Annotated in this window: 18 protein-coding genes and 1 other annotated feature; of the genes, 16 read left to right on the forward strand and 2 right to left on the reverse strand. The window is 39.4% G+C overall.

Annotated features, from left to right (window positions below; translation table 11 throughout):
- Position 1 precedes the first annotated feature (1 nt).
- From EO122_RS06475 to rplT, 8 genes are all read left to right on the forward strand, one after another.
- Positions 2-2,395 carry a Tex family protein gene (locus EO122_RS06475; protein WP_127009871.1) on the forward strand — a complete coding sequence of 798 codons (2,394 nt, stop codon included), beginning with the start codon at positions 2-4 and terminating at the stop codon, positions 2,393-2,395.
- Positions 2,392-2,832, forward strand: a complete 441-nt coding sequence (gene lspA, locus EO122_RS06480; RefSeq protein ID WP_127009872.1) for a signal peptidase II — start codon at positions 2,392-2,394, stop codon at positions 2,830-2,832. The genes EO122_RS06475 and lspA overlap by 4 nt, the downstream gene beginning before the upstream one ends.
- Entirely contained in the window at positions 2,832-3,761 is a 930-nt protein-coding gene (locus tag EO122_RS06485; RefSeq protein WP_127009873.1) for an RluA family pseudouridine synthase, read from the forward strand. Before lspA ends, EO122_RS06485 begins: the two co-directional genes overlap by 1 nt.
- 11 nt (positions 3,762-3,772) lie before the next feature.
- Positions 3,773-4,288 carry a bifunctional pyr operon transcriptional regulator/uracil phosphoribosyltransferase PyrR gene (pyrR, locus tag EO122_RS06490; RefSeq protein ID WP_126938010.1) on the forward strand — a complete coding sequence of 172 codons (516 nt, stop codon included), beginning with the start codon at positions 3,773-3,775 and terminating at the stop codon, positions 4,286-4,288.
- Between the two features lie 17 nt (positions 4,289-4,305).
- Positions 4,306-5,031, forward strand: a complete 726-nt coding sequence (locus EO122_RS06495; protein ID WP_127009874.1) for a DUF554 domain-containing protein — start codon at positions 4,306-4,308, stop codon at positions 5,029-5,031.
- A gap of 77 nt (positions 5,032-5,108) precedes the next feature.
- Positions 5,109-5,217: a sequence feature (ribosomal protein L20 leader region), on the forward strand.
- Positions 5,193-5,747, forward strand: coding sequence for a translation initiation factor IF-3 (gene infC, locus EO122_RS06500; RefSeq protein WP_371413192.1), 555 nt, complete (start codon positions 5,193-5,195; stop codon positions 5,745-5,747). Its footprint overlaps the feature before it by 25 nt.
- A gap of 11 nt (positions 5,748-5,758) precedes the next feature.
- Positions 5,759-5,956, forward strand: a complete 198-nt coding sequence (gene rpmI, locus EO122_RS06505) for a 50S ribosomal protein L35 (protein WP_009354135.1) — start codon at positions 5,759-5,761, stop codon at positions 5,954-5,956.
- A gap of 47 nt (positions 5,957-6,003) precedes the next feature.
- Positions 6,004-6,354: a 50S ribosomal protein L20 gene (gene rplT / locus EO122_RS06510; protein WP_126939044.1), complete on the forward strand. Its 351-nt coding sequence runs from the start codon at positions 6,004-6,006 to the stop codon at positions 6,352-6,354.
- 220 nt (positions 6,355-6,574) lie between these two features.
- Here the strand turns inward: rplT and EO122_RS06515 are convergent, their stop codons facing one another.
- A complete protein-coding gene (locus EO122_RS06515; RefSeq protein ID WP_127009875.1) occupies positions 6,575-8,131 on the reverse strand; it encodes a polysaccharide biosynthesis protein in 1,557 nt (518 codons plus the stop codon).
- A gap of 185 nt (positions 8,132-8,316) precedes the next feature.
- Here EO122_RS06515 and fba point away from each other — a divergent pair, with 185 nt between their 5' ends.
- Positions 8,317-9,246, forward strand: a complete 930-nt coding sequence (gene fba / locus EO122_RS06520; RefSeq protein WP_126938014.1) for a class II fructose-1,6-bisphosphate aldolase — start codon at positions 8,317-8,319, stop codon at positions 9,244-9,246.
- An 83-nt stretch (positions 9,247-9,329) separates the two neighbouring features.
- On the opposite strand, the gene EO122_RS06525 is transcribed toward fba, so the two are convergent.
- Positions 9,330-10,196 (reverse strand): RluA family pseudouridine synthase, encoded by an 867-nt coding sequence (locus EO122_RS06525; RefSeq protein ID WP_127009876.1) that lies wholly within the window; start codon positions 10,194-10,196, stop codon positions 9,330-9,332.
- A gap of 139 nt (positions 10,197-10,335) precedes the next feature.
- Between EO122_RS06525 and EO122_RS06530 the strand changes: the two genes are divergently transcribed.
- The 7 genes from EO122_RS06530 (at position 10,336) to EO122_RS06565 (ending at position 16,017) form a co-directional block, all read left to right on the forward strand.
- Positions 10,336-10,677 (forward strand): nitrous oxide-stimulated promoter family protein, encoded by a 342-nt coding sequence (locus EO122_RS06530; protein ID WP_127009877.1) that lies wholly within the window; start codon positions 10,336-10,338, stop codon positions 10,675-10,677.
- 222 nt (positions 10,678-10,899) lie between these two features.
- Positions 10,900-11,067: a hypothetical protein gene (locus EO122_RS06535; RefSeq protein WP_164725980.1), complete on the forward strand. Its 168-nt coding sequence runs from the start codon at positions 10,900-10,902 to the stop codon at positions 11,065-11,067.
- A gap of 249 nt (positions 11,068-11,316) precedes the next feature.
- Positions 11,317-12,099, forward strand: coding sequence for a TFIIB-type zinc ribbon-containing protein (locus tag EO122_RS06545; RefSeq protein ID WP_127009880.1), 783 nt, complete (start codon positions 11,317-11,319; stop codon positions 12,097-12,099).
- 42 nt (positions 12,100-12,141) lie between these two features.
- Positions 12,142-12,852: a hypothetical protein gene (locus EO122_RS06550; protein WP_127009881.1), complete on the forward strand. Its 711-nt coding sequence runs from the start codon at positions 12,142-12,144 to the stop codon at positions 12,850-12,852.
- Positions 12,842-13,501: a hypothetical protein gene (locus EO122_RS06555; protein WP_127009882.1), complete on the forward strand. Its 660-nt coding sequence runs from the start codon at positions 12,842-12,844 to the stop codon at positions 13,499-13,501. Before EO122_RS06550 ends, EO122_RS06555 begins: the two co-directional genes overlap by 11 nt.
- Before the next feature lie 29 nt (positions 13,502-13,530).
- Complete coding sequence (locus tag EO122_RS06560; RefSeq protein WP_127009895.1) at positions 13,531-14,838, forward strand: DUF805 domain-containing protein; 1,308 nt, start codon at positions 13,531-13,533, stop codon at positions 14,836-14,838.
- A gap of 12 nt (positions 14,839-14,850) precedes the next feature.
- Entirely contained in the window at positions 14,851-16,017 is a 1,167-nt protein-coding gene (locus EO122_RS06565) for a glycoside hydrolase family 3 N-terminal domain-containing protein (RefSeq protein WP_127009883.1), read from the forward strand.
- The last annotated feature ends 170 nt before the right edge of the window (positions 16,018-16,187 follow it).

Below are 16,187 nucleotides of genomic sequence, written 5' to 3' on the forward strand. Positions count from 1 at the left end.
AATGGAAATACATGTAATTATTGCTTCTGAATTAGGTGTGAAACCGCATCAAGTAGAAGCGGCCATCACCTTATTAGATGAAGGGAATACAGTGCCATTTATTGCTCGTTACCGTAAGGAAGTAACGGGAGAGTTGAAAGATGAACAATTGCGTGAAATAGAAGAGCGCACGAAATATCTTCGTAATTTGTTACAACGCAAAGAAGAAGTTACAAAATCTATAGAAGAACAAGGCAAGATGACAGAGGAGTTGGCAGCTTCCATCACTAAGGCTATGAAGTTACAGGAATTGGAAGACTTGTATTTGCCATTTAGACCTAAGAAACGTACGCGTGCCTCCATGGCGAGAGAACGAGGTCTAGAACCATTGGCACAAGCGTTGTTCACTGTTCCTACAGAAGAACAGTTGCAGGCATTGGCTGTGGACTATATCAATGATGAGGTTCCAACAGCAGAAGATGCCTTGCAAGGGGCAATGGATATTGTAGCTGAGGAAGCTAGTGAACGTGCTGACGTTCGACAATACCTTCGTAAAGCCATTTGGAATGGTGGCCGTATGAAAACGGAGCTCATCGGTGAAGAAGAAGTGAACCAAGGGTTCTTGCAATATAATGAAGAATATCAAGAACCAATCCACTTGGTACCGTCTCATCGTACGTTAGCCATGAACCGTGGAGAAAAGCTAGGGGCGTTAAAAGTTGGTTTTATCGTACCAGACGAAACATATATCCAATATATGGTGGATACGGTGCAAGGTGATGCGAAGGTGTCGCATTCTTTCATTCGTGAGGCTATTGCTGACGGGTATAAGCGGTTATTGTATCCATCCTTGGAACGAGAAACGCGCAATGCTATGACGGAACAGGCAGAAGAACAAGCCATCAAAGTATTTGGCACGAATTTGCGTAATTTGTTGTTACAAGCGCCATTAGCTGGCCATGTCATCATGGGACTTGATCCAGGATATCGTACAGGTTGTAAGATGGCCATCATTGATCGGGAAGGAAATGTGCTAGATTATGGTGCGTACTACCTCACCATGAGTGAAAAGCAACAAGAGCAAGCTCGCAAAGAACTGGCTAAGAAAATTCGCCAATATGGGGTTACTTTAATCTCTATTGGTAATGGTACTGCTTCTTATGAAACAGAACAGTTTACATCGAATATGATTGCTGAAGAAGGTCTAGATTGTCACTACATTATTACGAATGAAGCGGGAGCCTCTGTATACTCTGCTTCTAAGCTTGCCATTGAAGAGCTGCCAGACTTAGATGTATCTATTCGTGGAGCTGTCTCCATTGCTCGTCGTGTACAAGATCCATTGGCAGAATCTGTAAAAATCGATCCTAAATCGATTGGCGTTGGGCAATACCAACATGACGTGAATCAAAAGCAATTGGGAGAGACCTTAGATCAAGTGGTAGAGACGGTGGTAAACCATGTAGGTGTTGAATTAAATACAGCATCTCCAGCCATCTTAAAACATGTATCTGGTATTTCTAGCACAGTGGCAAACAATATTATTGCGTATCGCAAAGAACATGGAGCTTTCACCAGCCGTAAACAATTGCTGAAAGTAGCCCGATTAGGACCTGCAGCGTATACACAATGTGCGGGATTCTTGCGCATTGGTAGCGGTGAAAATCCATTAGATGCAACACCGGTGCATCCAGAGTCTTACGAAGTAGCACAAGGAGTATTAGATAGCCTTGGATTGACATTAGAAGATTTGCGCAATAAAGCCACATTAGAGTCGGCAAAAGCTAAATTGCAAACTGTCGATGTAGACTCCTTAGCAGCTAGCTTAGAAGCAGGGGTACCCACCGTTCGCGATATTGTAGAAGCCTTGCAAAAACCTGGTCGAGATCCACGAGAAGACTTACCGGCTCCTATGACTCGTAAACAAATTGTCAGTCTAGAAGATATCGAAGTAGGAACTGTCGTAAAGGGGACCGTTCATAATGTAGTAGACTTTGGAGCCTTTGTAGATTTTGGTGTGAAAATTAATGGCTTGTTGCATAAAAGTGAGTTCTGTGCTCGCCATGAACATCCATCAGATGTATTGGCTGTAGGCGATATTATAGAAGTGGAAATTATCTCCGTAGAGCCGAAGCGAAACCGTATTGGTTTGACGATGAAGCGAGAGAAACCGAAAGATCCAAATCGTAAGGGACCGCGCAGACAAGCTAGTGGTAATCCGCTTCGAGATAGAAACAATCACTCTGAAGAACAAAGCAAACAACGAAAAGTGGCGAACAAATCTAAGAATCGAGAAGGAAATGCTAGTGAGAAACGAAATAAGCCGCAACGAAAAAGTAAACAAAATCGAAACGAAACAACCAAAGATTTAGGTGCTTTATTACAACAATGGGCTGATCGAGGTGGCCGTCGATGATCGTGTATATCTTAGCTATTTTGACAATTATTTTAGATCAAGTTTCAAAATGGTATGTGCAAACCCATTTTCGCATAGGTGAATCCATTCCAGTGATTCCCGATATATTCCATTGGACCTATATCGTGAATCATGGGGCAGCCTTTGGGATTTTGATGCACCAACGATGGATATTTTTGTTAATTGTAGCCCTACTGGTAACGGCGTTATATCTAGGACGCCACAGATTGGCAAAAGCTCCCCTGTATGCCCGTATCGGTACGGGAAGTTTATTAGGTGGGGCCCTTGGCAATGGTTGGGATCGCCTCTATCTTGGTGGTGTAGTAGATTTTTTTGACTTTCGGATTTGGCCGATTTTTAATGTAGCAGACATCGCAATTTGCGTCGGTGTGCCGTTACTTATTCTGTATTTTTGGTCTCATGAAAGTCAGAAATAATGAGGTGTAATGTGGAAGAAAAACGATATATCGTAGATCCTCAACAAGAGGGAGTACGACTCGATGTATATTTGACAAAGGAATTAGGTCAATCTCGTAGCTATGTGCAATCCTTAGTGAAGGAGGGGCATGTGCAAGTCAATGGGAAGCCAGGTAAGTCTAACTTGAAGCTTTCAGACGGTAGTGAAATCGTTGTTACTATACCAGAAGTACAAGAAGTATCTGTGGAAGCGGAGAATATCCTTTTAGATGTATTGTTTGAAGATGCCCATATGATCGTGGTCAATAAAGCACGAGGTATGGTGGTACATCCAGCAGTAGGAAATTATTCGGGAACCTTAGTAAACGCCTTACTCTATCATTGTAAAGATTTATCTGGTATCAATGGGGAAATCCGTCCAGGCATTGTGCATCGTTTAGATAAAGATACATCTGGCGTGATGATGGCGGCTAAGCATGATGAGTCTCACTTAGGCTTGGCTGAGCAAGTGAAGGATCATGTGGCAAAGCGGACCTATTATGCCATTGTGCAAGGGAATATTGCAGAGGAAAAAGGTACCATTAAGGCCCCTATTGGCAGACACCCTAAAGATCGCATGAAAATGGCGGTAGTTTTTGAAAATAGTAAAGAAGCTGTTACACATTTCCGTGTGTTAGAGCGCTATGGAAAGCATACATTAATTGAGTGCCAATTGGAAACAGGACGGACGCATCAAATTCGTGTTCATTTGGCCTATATAGGGCATCCAGTGGTGAATGACCCATTCTATGGATTCCGTAAAATGGACTTTCCTATCGTAGGGCAAGCCTTACATTCACGCACGCTGACAGTAAAACATCCAATGACAGGAGAAGAAATGCATTTTGAAGCGCCTCTACCAGAGGACTTCCTAGCGTGTATTGCGTATGCGAAGGAGCATAACCGATAAAGGAGAAAGTTATGGGAGAACGTATTTTAATTGACGAACCAGGCATGATGCGTGCTATCCGACGTATTGGACACGAAATACTAGAACGTAATAAAGGTTTATCCAATGCACTTATTATAGGGATTGAACGTCGTGGTGTGCATTTGGCAAGACGGTTGCAAGCACAAATTGAAGCGATTGAAGGCATACAAGTGGATGTGGCCACAATGGATGTATCCTTGTACCGTGATGATCGGTCGGGGGCTGATACAAGTGGGGAACGATTTACGATTGACACAACGGGAAAGATCGTGATTCTCGTGGATGATGTGTTATTTACAGGCAGGACGATACGATCTGCATTGAATGCGCTTATGGAAGCCGGCAGACCTAGTGCGATTCAATTGGCTGTTTTGGTAGATAGAGGTCATCGAGAGTTGCCAATTCGCGCTGACTATGTGGGCAAAAATATTCCTACATCTCATTTAGAAACGGTGAAAGTCCATGTGCATGAAATTGATGGCGATGATAGTGTGGTTATTTTCTAAATCAGGAGGAACTATCCATGCATGGTATGGGGACAATTATTAATGTGGTGTTGATTATTTGTGGTAGCCTTCTGGGGCTATTCATACGACACCGCATGAAAGAGAACTTAAAAGAAACACTAATGATAGTGTGTGGTATTATTATCCTATTATTGGGTATGAGTGGTACCATGCAATATATGCTGGTGATTATCAATGACAGTTTGCAAACGACAGGTCCTATGATGATGATCATTTCTATGGTGCTAGGTGCTATCATCGGTGAAATTATCGACTTCGATGCTAAAATTACTCGTATCGGCGAGTGGTTAAAACAAAAGACTGGCAACAGTAAGGATCCTCAATTTACCAATGCCTTTATTACCGCTTCTATGACTTTTACAGTGGGCGCCATGGGTGTCATTGGATCCATACAAGATGGTCTTACCGGTGATTATAGTACCATGGTTGTAAAGAGTATTCTAGATGGTATCATCGTTATGGTCATGGCCTCTTCTATGGGCAAAGGAGCCTTGTTTTCCTTTTTGCCCGTAGGGATTACACAGGGGGTCATTACTGGGTTAGCACATTTGGCAGCTCCCTTGATGACACCGGAGGCAATCGATAACTTATCATACGTAGGCTCTATCTTAATTTTCTGCGTAGGTATTAATGTAATTTGGCCAAACAAAATTCGGGTGGCTAATTTGTTGCCAGCCATATTTATTGCTATGTTATTGACATTCTTGCCTATCACACTTTAACTAGGTAGGATAGGAATAGTCAGTTAGCGCTAATGAAAGCTTGACAATCACGCCTGAATAGGATATACTGTTCAGGTATTAAGAAGTAGAAGCCATCCGCTTCTCACCTAATGTCATGAAATATTGGGTACATTTAGTTGATAACTATGCTCGGATGGCCTATGCCATCCGATTTTTTTATCCCTATGGAGGTGACTAGTATTAGCAAAGATACACCGCGTATTAATGAAGAAATCCGTGCTCGCGAAGTTCGTGTCGTAAGTGCAGATAATGATCAGTTAGGTATTATGTCTGTTCGTGATGCTTTAGCTATGGCAGAAGAACAACATTTAGATCTAGTAGAAGTAGCCCCTAATGGTAAACCACCAGTTTGTCGTATTATGAACTATGGTAAATACCGTTATGAGCAACAAAAACGCGAAAAAGAAGCAAAGAAGAAGCAAAAAACTTTCACATTGAAAGAAGTTAAGCTTCGTCCTCACATCGAAGATCATGATTTTTATGTAAAACTTAAAAATGCAGCTAAATTCTTAGGTGATGGTAACAAAGTTAAGGTAACGATCATGTTCCGCGGTCGTGAATTAAGCCACCCAGAATTGGGGCTTAATGTGCTGACTCGTTTTGCTGGTGAATTAACTGACCAAGCGGTTGTTGAAAAAGAAGCGAAACTAGAAGGCCGAAACATGACAATGATTTTAGCTAAAAAAGGTAATTAGGAGGAAGAATAATGCCAAAGATTAAAACTCGTCGCGCAGCGGCTAAACGTTTCCAAGTAACAGGTAGTGGTGAATTTAAACGTGCAAAAGCTTTCAAAAGCCATATTTTAGAGAAAAAATCTCCAGCACGTAAACGTAATCTTCGCAAAGCAACATTGGTTAGCAAATCTGACTACAAACGCGTAGTGAAATGCTTACCATACGCATAAGATTGAAATATTTTAGTAACATATAACGATATTGGAGGAATACAATAATGGCAAGAGTAAAAACAGGCGTAACAGCGCATGCACGTCATAAAAAAATCTTAAAATTAGCTAAAGGTTACCGCGGTACACGTTCTCGCTTATTCAAAAAAGCAAACGAATCCGTAATGAAAGCATTATACTATGCTCGTCGTGACCGTCGTGCTAAAAAACGTGAGTTCCGTAAATTATGGATCGCTCGTATCAATGCAGCAAGCCGTATCAATGGTTTATCCTACAGCCGTTTCATCGCTGGTTTAACAAAAGCTGGTGTTGAAATCAACCGTAAAATGTTGGCTGACTTGGCAGTACATGATGCAGCTGCATTCGCGAAATTAGTAGAAATCGCTAAAAACGCGTAAGACAAACAGATAAAGACCTAGATTAGGTTGTATATAGAAGAACAGTCCTTTGGGGCTGTTCTTTTTGTATACTTATATTATTTTATAAAGATAGTATTGATATCCATTAGTTACAGGTTGAGGTATGATGATATATAAGTCGTTAGAAAATTTGTAAATGGGCAGAAAAATACCTTTGAGGCTCATGATGCCCTCAAAGGTATTTTGTATTTCTATTTAATTATCTAAAGAATCGTCCTACTACAGGCAATCTAGCACCATCGTTTTTGTTAAGTCCTTTCAATAGAATCATGATGATGACATAGATACAAGTACCTATGATAGCTGTGATCATGATGTTAAAGAAGGTTGGGATGGACCCCTGCAATAATGGGTAGAAATAATACATACCCACCCCCATAATGGCTGCGGAGACAATATTTTTCCCTAATAAGATAAGGTCTATAAAGTATCCTGTATGTCGATGGATCCAGATAAGGTTTAGTAGAGCTGCAAATCCAATGTCGGCTACTGTTGCATAGGCAGCGCCACCGATGCCAAGTGCGGGGATGGCTGTTAACTCCCAGTTTAGGATGACTTTCACAATGGCTGCAATTCCCATGTTGATAACTGGAATGCGAGGTTTTCCTAAGCCCTGTAAAATACCAGTTGTCACTTGATGCAAGCCGAGGAAGAAAATGGCCCAGGCTAAAATCTGTGTGGCTTCTGCGGCACGTGGTGCGTTATAAATAGTGGACACTACAGGTTCCGCTAAGATGTACAACATCACAGAGAATGGAATGGTGGCCACAAACGTCAATCGCATAGAACCAGCTGTACGATAGTACACTTGTTTTATATCTTTAATGGAAACTGCATTGGATATGGCAGGTACAATACTTGTAGCAATGGCCGCTGTAATAATCGTTGCTAAGTTGATGAGAGGGACGGCCATACCAGATAGATATCCATATAGCTCTGTAGCTTCACGAAGTGGATAGCCAATGTCAATCAATCGTCTTGGAATAATCGCTACGTCTAGCATGGCTACAATAGGTAACATCATACTCGCTAGGGCGATGGGAATGGATAAGTTAATCAATCGCTTAATGATGGATTTTGAACTTTCCTGTGGAGTAGAGTCCGTCATGGGCTCTTCTAGTTGTTTTGGCAATCGGTAATAATAATATACTAGTACTACAAGAGCGCCTACTGCACCAACGCCGGCTCCTAAGCTAGCACCACCTGCTGCTACATCCAATCCATAAGGTAATAGGATATAGGCAGCTCCTAACATGACCACTACACGCAATAGTTGTTCTACGATTTGGCTGATAGCGGTAGGTGTCATCATTTGCCAACCTTGTAAGTAGCCTCGATAACAAGAAATTAATGTGACAAAGAATACAGCAGGAGCCAACGCAATCAATGAATAGTAGGCTCTAGGATCTGTGATAAAGTTAATGTCGATAAGCCATTGGGCAGATCCAAAGACTAAGATGCTAAAGAGTAGTCCTAAGACAAATAGCATTTTGAAAGAAATAGAGAATACTTTCTTTGCCCCTAATAAATCATGTTTGGCTAGTTTTTCTGCTGTCATAATTGAAATGGCGATGGGAATTCCTGCACTAGATAGCTGCAAGGCCAATAAGTAAGCGGGAAATGCCATTTGGTAAATACCGATACCTTCACCACTGAGAACGCGAGATAAGAAAATCCAGTTCAAGCTACCAATAGCTTTTACAACAAATCCGGCAATCGTCAAGATGAGGGTACCTTGTAAAAATCGGTTAACCATGATATCTCCTATATTGAAAGATTCAAATTGAATCTGAAAGACTCATTTTTAATTGTACCATAGAATACGAGTATTCTCAATTAATATGAGTTAGATTTTGGTTGAATCGCTCCATTAGATACGGTATAATAACGATATGATAGTCATTAATGATATGTATAATAGATATGACAAGGAGGCCAATTATGCCATTAGTATCTACAAAAGAGATGTTTGAAAAAGCCTATGCAGGTGGATATGCTATTGGGGCATTCAATGTGAATGACATGGAAATTATTCAAGGGATTGTGGATGCGGCAAAAGTGGAGCAAGCTCCATTGATTTTGCAAGTGTCTGCAGGGGCTCGTAAATATGCGAAACCAGTATATTTGACTAAGTTGGTAGAAGCAGCATTGTTAGATACAGATTTGCCAATTGCTTTACATTTAGACCATGGTGATGATTTCGAAATTTGTAAAGATTGCATCGATAGTGGTTTTACATCTGTTATGATTGATGGATCTAAACATCCTTTTGAAAAAAATGTTGAGTTAACTGCCCGTGTTGTAGAATATGCACATAAACATGGCGTTGTAGTAGAAGGTGAGTTAGGTCGTCTAGCTGGCGTAGAAGATGATGTTAACGTAAGCGAAAAAGATGCATTATTTACAGATCCAGATGAAGCGGCTGAGTTCGTTCGATTAACAGGCGTAGACTCCCTAGCCATCGCGATTGGTACGAGTCATGGGGCTTACAAATTTAAAGGTACTCCATACTTAGATTTTGAAAGATTACAACGAGTAGGTGAATTGTTACCTAATTTCCCTATCGTATTACATGGAGCGTCTTCTGTACCGCAAGCATTTGTTGAAAAATGTAATTCCTTTGGTGGCGCTATTCCAGGAGCACAAGGCGTACCAGAAGAGATGCTTCGCAAAGCGGCTACAATGGCAGTTTGTAAAATCAATATCGACACAGACTTACGATTAGCGATGACAGCAAGTATCCGTGAAGTGTTGGTAAATAATCCAGCTGAATTTGACCCACGTAAATACTTGGGACCAGGTCGTGAAGCGATTCAAGCAATGGTACAGCATAAAATTAAAAATGTGTTAGGCTGCAGCAATAAGATCTAATTCATAAGATACTAAAACTGACACCCTCTCAAAAGAGAAGGTGTCAGTTTTTTGTATGTAGTGTGTTTAATTTTATTTATACTTTATTTCGGTATTTGATTAAAATACTCTGGTAACGGTGCCTCTAACGTAATCCACTGGTTCGTCATAGGATGCAGAAAGGAAAGTATCGATGCATGTAAGCACTGTTGGGATTGCCAAGTTAAGGATCCACCATATAGGTCGTCCCCCGCTAAGGGGTATCCTAGCGTACTGAGATGCACACGAATTTGATGCGTGCGTCCAGTATGTAAATAACATCGTACATGGGTATGATGGGAATATCGCTCTAGAACTGTTATATCAGTATGTGCAGGTTGACCATCGCAAGAAGCACAACGTTCAATAATGCTGCCTTCTCTGCGAGAGATAGGATAGTGTATAGATAGTGCATCTGAGGGAATGATTCCGTCAGTGATCGCATCATAGACTTTTTGAATAGGCTTTTTTTGTTTTGTAAAAGCATGTTGAACAAGGGCGTTTTTAGCGATGATGACAAGACCTGATGTGTCTTTGTCCAATCGATGAATGGGATGAAAGCTTGCTTGCGGATTTGTATGTTGAAAGTAATGCAAGACACCGTTGGCAAGAGTAGATAATCTTTCAGTAGAGGTGGGATGCATCAAAAGCCCAGCAGGTTTATTAAGCACCAAGATATGGGAGTCCTCATACATGATGGAAAGATTCATAGGTGTAGGATCTATGTGGGAATCTTTGTCTAAATAGACAAGAACTGTATCGCCAGGTTGCAATAAAGCATCCCAAGTGGCAGGAACATCGTTGATAGAAAAACGACCTTCCCGTCGAAGACGACGACGCATGGCTTGGGATACTTTTTGTTCTCGTATAGCTTGATTCATGGAACAAGGTGAATGATTTAAGGACAGTGTAAATTGTAATAGTGGGTTCATATAACTCCTAACTGGGAACGTAATGCAGTCAGTAGACGTATCTGTGTATGGATTAAGAATGCATGGTATAATAATTATGTTTAGTATATCATAAGAACAGGATATCTTATATGGTTTGATATATGAGGATGATAAGCTGATGAAAGATGTAATAGATAGCGCTGTTGAAAAGAAACGTATGGATGAATTGAAGACAGTAAAATGCATGATCGAAATATATTGCAGGGGCAATCATAACAGAAAAAAGGGAGAACTTTGCCAAGAATGTCAGGACGTAATGACCTATGCAGAGTCCAGGGTGCAGCATTGTCCACACATGACACATAAAACGTTTTGTGCAATGTGTAAAACACATTGCTACGCACCTACCTATCGAGAAAAAATTCGTCAAGTTATGCGATATAGTGGACCTAGAATGTTGTGGAGAAATCCGATTATGACTATCCGTCATTTGCTATTAGGATGGGGTATGTTAAAGTAGGCAGAGTGCTTGTTTTATGATATAGTTAAAGATGAAAAAATGTGCGTACAAGTATACTTTGGAGGGCTTATATTTTGTAAATAGTGTGGACCAAAAGTAGAGGCTGAAGAAGGCGCTTTCTGTCAAGAGTGTGGCACGCCTATTGATACACAAAAGAATGAAAATACATCAGAGAATTTGGGTAAACATATAGAGTATAAAAATGATGAACGTATAAAGGAATTGAAATCGCGTCTAGTTCAAGACGTTTCTAAAACAGATGTTTCTAGAGGCTTACATGTTAGTGTACCTCCCGAAGAAATTGTAGAAGTGATTGTGGAGAAAAAAGTACCCAAATCTACACAAGTGCATACTTCCATGATATTGGGAAAAGTGGCTGGTGGGTATTAGTGATACTTATTCCTTACATAGGAGTAATCATAGAGTTATATTTTATGTGTCAAAAAGGTGATGCTCATATTAATGCATATGGTAAACCTGAAAATTATTATGATCCAACGCTAGAGGAATGTAAAGAATTAGGCTTAGTTCAGAATTCGAGATAATATTTACAGGTTGAGTATATGAATGAAAACTAGCGTAAATATATAACTATATAATTTAATATCTAGTTATGAAATAGTGTAACAAGGAGGATATATGTTTTGTAAATTCTGTGGTACAAAGATTGAGGACACAGAGTCCACTTTTTGTGGGAATTGTGGAGCGAGGCTAAAAGATAATGACTTTGACGAAATAGTAGAAGATATACAAGAAACGTCTAAACCTACGCCTATTGAAGTGGCACCAACTGGTAATCGCACGTTTAAAGATAAAGTAATTCAGATGATTTCTAATATAGGAGAGAGCATTCAAAGACATAAGAAATGGTCAATTGCGATTGCAACTAGTGTAATTTTTTTGTGTGCAATTGGTGTAGGGATCTATTTTGGCTATGAAGATCAACCGGTGGTTAATAATATGGTTTCTTCATCACTGCCAGTCATAAAGCCGAAAGAGCATAAAGGAGAAAAGAAAAATTACGATACCATTGAGATAAAAGCAGATGATACTAAAGATATCCTATTTCTTTTAAATGAACAAAAAGAAAAAGATAGACAAGGATTTTCTAATGAGGCTAAAAGAATTGCACGTTTATATCTTGAGGCACGAGGAGACAATAATGATCAGGAATCCTATAAATATTTGACTGCGACAAAAAAAGAAGAGGTGGGCGGTATTGATGGATGGATTAAGCGATATGAATATGTAAGAAGTACAATATCCAATATACAGATAGATGCTGCTGATATAGATGGAAATAAGGCCGTAGTTCATTATAGAGGCGTACTGAATTCTAATGGATTCTTTAGATCTTATTCTACTATGATTATCGGCACATTGCGGTTATCACGAGAAGGAACGACTGTTGGTGTAGATTAATGTACTAAAATATCGTAATTATAAGGGAGATATACTATGCATATGAGAGTATTAAAAATGATATTCTTATGTTGTTTTCTTGTAGTATTAGCAGGGTGCGGTACTATAAATTCTGATATTGAAATTGACAACGATTTTAAAGGAAAATGGGAAGCAACAGTTGATATTGGTGGAGAAAAAAGTAAAGAAGAAATCATACAGTTCTTTGAAAAGTCATTACAAACAACTGCTGTTAATGAAGAAGGAAAGCTACTTAAAGAAACCGGTGAAGCGGAAGAAATCGAAGCCTATGCAAATGAATTTATTAAGTTAGAACCATTAGATGCAAATGGCAGAGTGATTAGTAGTAAGGATGATTCAGTTAAAAGTAGTACCTGGAGAGTGACGGCTATCTTTCAGAATGAAAAGGAATTGTTAAATGCCTATAGAATCATATATTCCTGGCCTAAAAATGACCGAGCTTGGAATGTGATTTTTCCATATGGGGATAGTACAGAGCAATATATGTTTTACATGGGAAAAGCCCTAGGTGATACGACGATTACAGTACATGGAGATATTAATAAAGAAATGTCAAATGCTTCTGAAATTAGCGGTAGTACTATTAGGTTCTCAAAAGGTGAAGAAGTGCGTTTCGTATTTTCTAAAGGAACCCCGATTTTTAGAAATGTAGCTATTTTCGTGGCGATTATAGGGATTACAGCTGTTGGTATCGTTATCTATAAACGGAGAGGTAAGAAACATGCTCAATAAAATGATGAAAGGCCTTTCACTGGTGGCACTTATAGGGGTATTAACAGGATGTAGTTTTCATTTGGGAACCAAAGATTCGAATCCAGTAGTATTTACTACGACAGATTTATCTGGAAGTTGGTATCGCTATGATGATGGTAAAAAATCTAATACGAATGAATTTGTAGAAGAAGTTGTACTAAAAAAAGCAGGTAGCTTAAGTTATAGTACAGAATCTCATAAACAGTATACATTGCAAGGTAATCCAGAAAAGCAAAGTGTGGATCATGGGTCTGGAAGTGGTGCAAATGATAACTATGTAGTTAAATACATATCTAGTGATGCGGAGAAGCCTATTGAATCCACTGTATATGATATTGTATATACCTGGGCAGCTAAAGATGTAAAAAGTATTAAAGAAAACATTAAAACTATACGTGGTGAACAAGTATATGACTCTAAAGAAGGACGTGAATACGACATTACTACAGAAGACGGCACCGATGTATTAGTGAGTGGATATGAAAAATGGTATCGCTCTAAAGAGAAAGCATTCGGAATGGTAGAAGATAGAAAAATCGCAGCCATAAAAAGAGCATTAAATGAAGGAAATAGAGCATATCCGTTTGGAATTATTGAAATCAGAAATGTTAAGTTTCTAGGAAAATAATGAAAGAGTAAGATGAAGAGGTGATATACATGTTTTGTAGGAATTGTGGTAATAAGATTATTGAGGGAGCTAAATTTTGTAAATACTGTGGACATGGGGTAGGGCAAACACAAATGCCTCCTACTGTAACTGAACAAACAGGAGGTTCCCCACAGGGACAACAACAAATGCCTCCTACTATAACTGAACAAACAGGGGGGGCTCCACAGGAACAACAACAGATGAATCCTGTAAGTCAACCTGTGATGCCACAGGGACAAGTAGGAGGAGCACCAAATACTATGACACAAGGGCAACCTGTATATACAAAACAACAGGTTGTTATGTCACAGAATAGTTTTAGTGTGTTATCAGATTTTAAACACGAATTCTTAGAACGGTATTTTACATTTACAGGACGTACCTCACGTCGTGCTTTTATTGGGTATTCTTTGATTCAGTGGACGATAGGTTTAGTTGTCATTGCCATTGCGCAATTAGTAGTTATGTCGTTGGATTCTTTAGATGCCATCCTATATGGCACGAGTATGCTAATGATTGGCATATTCATTGCCAATGGAATTTTTATCATTCCTAATGTGGCGATTGCCGTAAGACGTCTTCATGATACTGGACATAGTGGATGGTTCTACCTCTTACTGTGTGTACCTATTGGTAATTTATATATTGCATATCTTTTATTTTCTTCTGGGGATACGGTGCCTAATGCGTATGGGCAGCCAGAACAATTTGACCGTTCTTCCCAAGAAGCAATAGCAAAATTAGCTGCTGCTGAAAGTTCTTATAAAAAAGAAGTGGCCATAATCGCTGTGATTTCTCTAATTTTCTTAGGTCTTATTGTTAAACCTATATTTGAGGTAGCTGATGTATTAGCTGGCGGTGATACAAAAACGACTATGATGTCTACAAAGTCTAAAAAGGCAGGATCTGACATATCTAAATCGAAGGCTGAACAACCGGCACCACCAGTAGATCCGAATGTACAAATTGCCAATGAAGCAAAAGAAGCATTATTAGCGTATCATCAAGCTATCTCGAATCAAGAAATTATTAAGGCCTATAACTTAATGACTGCCAATCGTCAACAATTGTTGGGTGGATTAGATAGTATGCGTCAAGGTTATAGCACAACGATTTCTAGTACGATCGTAGATGCTAAGCCAAGCTATGTGGATCCTAATAAAGTTATCTTTCAATATAAATTGAATGCGAAGGATGCCTTAGATGGGCGCATTAAATTACAGACATTTACTGGTGAAGTGACAATGGTTAAAGTTAATGGTCAATGGTTATTAGATGATATGACAGGAACTTTGGTAGGATCTTCGTATCAATAGAAAGGGAATTTGATGAAAGTATGTAAAAAAGTGTGGAGCAGTATTTGTGTGGCCACAGCATTAATTGCATCATTAGGATGCTCGTTTACAGGCGCTAATTCTGCAGAGCAAATTGATACACAGGCGATTGCAACAGACACAACATTAACGGTGGATGAGCGAGCAGATAAAATTGTGGCCGCTATGTCGGACTCAGAAAAAGTAGGACAGTTAGTTGTGATTGGTGTTCATGGTACATCTATCAATGAAGATATGAAATATATGTTGGGAGAGTACCACTTTGGTGGTGTTGTCTTATTTGACCGCAATATGCAATCAAAAGAGCAAGTGAAACAACTATTAGGGGACTTGCAAAATTATGCGAAAAAGAATGAAAAGATTGGCTTATTCTTAGCGGTAGACCAAGAGGGTGGTGCCGTAGCTCGTATGCAAGATGGCCTTGTAAAAGTACCAGCTGCACAAGATCTTGGCACACAAGATGTGTCAGTGGCTGAAAATTATGCGAAACAAGCTAGCCAAGAATTAGCAGAATTAGGGTTTAACCTTAACTTTGCACCGGTAGTTGACTTAGGACTTACCTATGGACGTTCTTTCAGTCAAAATGATCCAGAACATGTAGTGCAATATGCAGGCGCTGTGGCGAAGGCCTATGAAAATAATGGCTTGCAATTTTCTTTCAAACATTTCCCTGGTATCGGTAAAGCTGATGTAGATCTTCATGAAAAAGAAAATACCATTGATGCTACGAAAGAGGTATTGTTAGCAGAAGATTTAAAACCATATAAGGATTTGATTCCACAATTCCCTCAAACATCTTATATGATTATGGTATCTCATGCGAAATATCCAGCCTTTGATGCAGAAAATCCAGCCAGTTTAAGCCCTAATATTATGAATGGTTTATTGCGAAACGAATTGGGCTTCCAAGGTGTTATCGTAACCGATGATATGGAAATGGGCGCCGTAGCAAACCACTATACATTTGGAGAAATGGCGGTTAAAACCATTCAATCTGGCGCAGATATTGTTCTTATTTGCCATGAATATACACATATGACGGAGGCTTATAATGCCTTGCTGAAAGCAGTACGAGCTGGCACAATAACACAAGAACAATTAGACACTTCTGTAAAACGTATTGTGAAAATGAAGTTGGAAAATAAAATGTTGATGAAGTAATATAGTTTGTTAATTACATAAGATTATATAAGAAGATGAGGATCACTCCGGAGGGAGTGGTCCTCATTTTTGATGTCCTGCTTACGAGCATCAAAAATACTATAATCAAAAGGCTATGCGTGCTAGTAAAATGAACCATCTCATTATATAATAGTAAGTATAATAATTAA

This window comes from Veillonella sp. CHU110 (genome assembly GCF_003992255.1).
Taxonomy (GTDB): Bacteria; Bacillota; Negativicutes; order Veillonellales; family Veillonellaceae; genus F0422.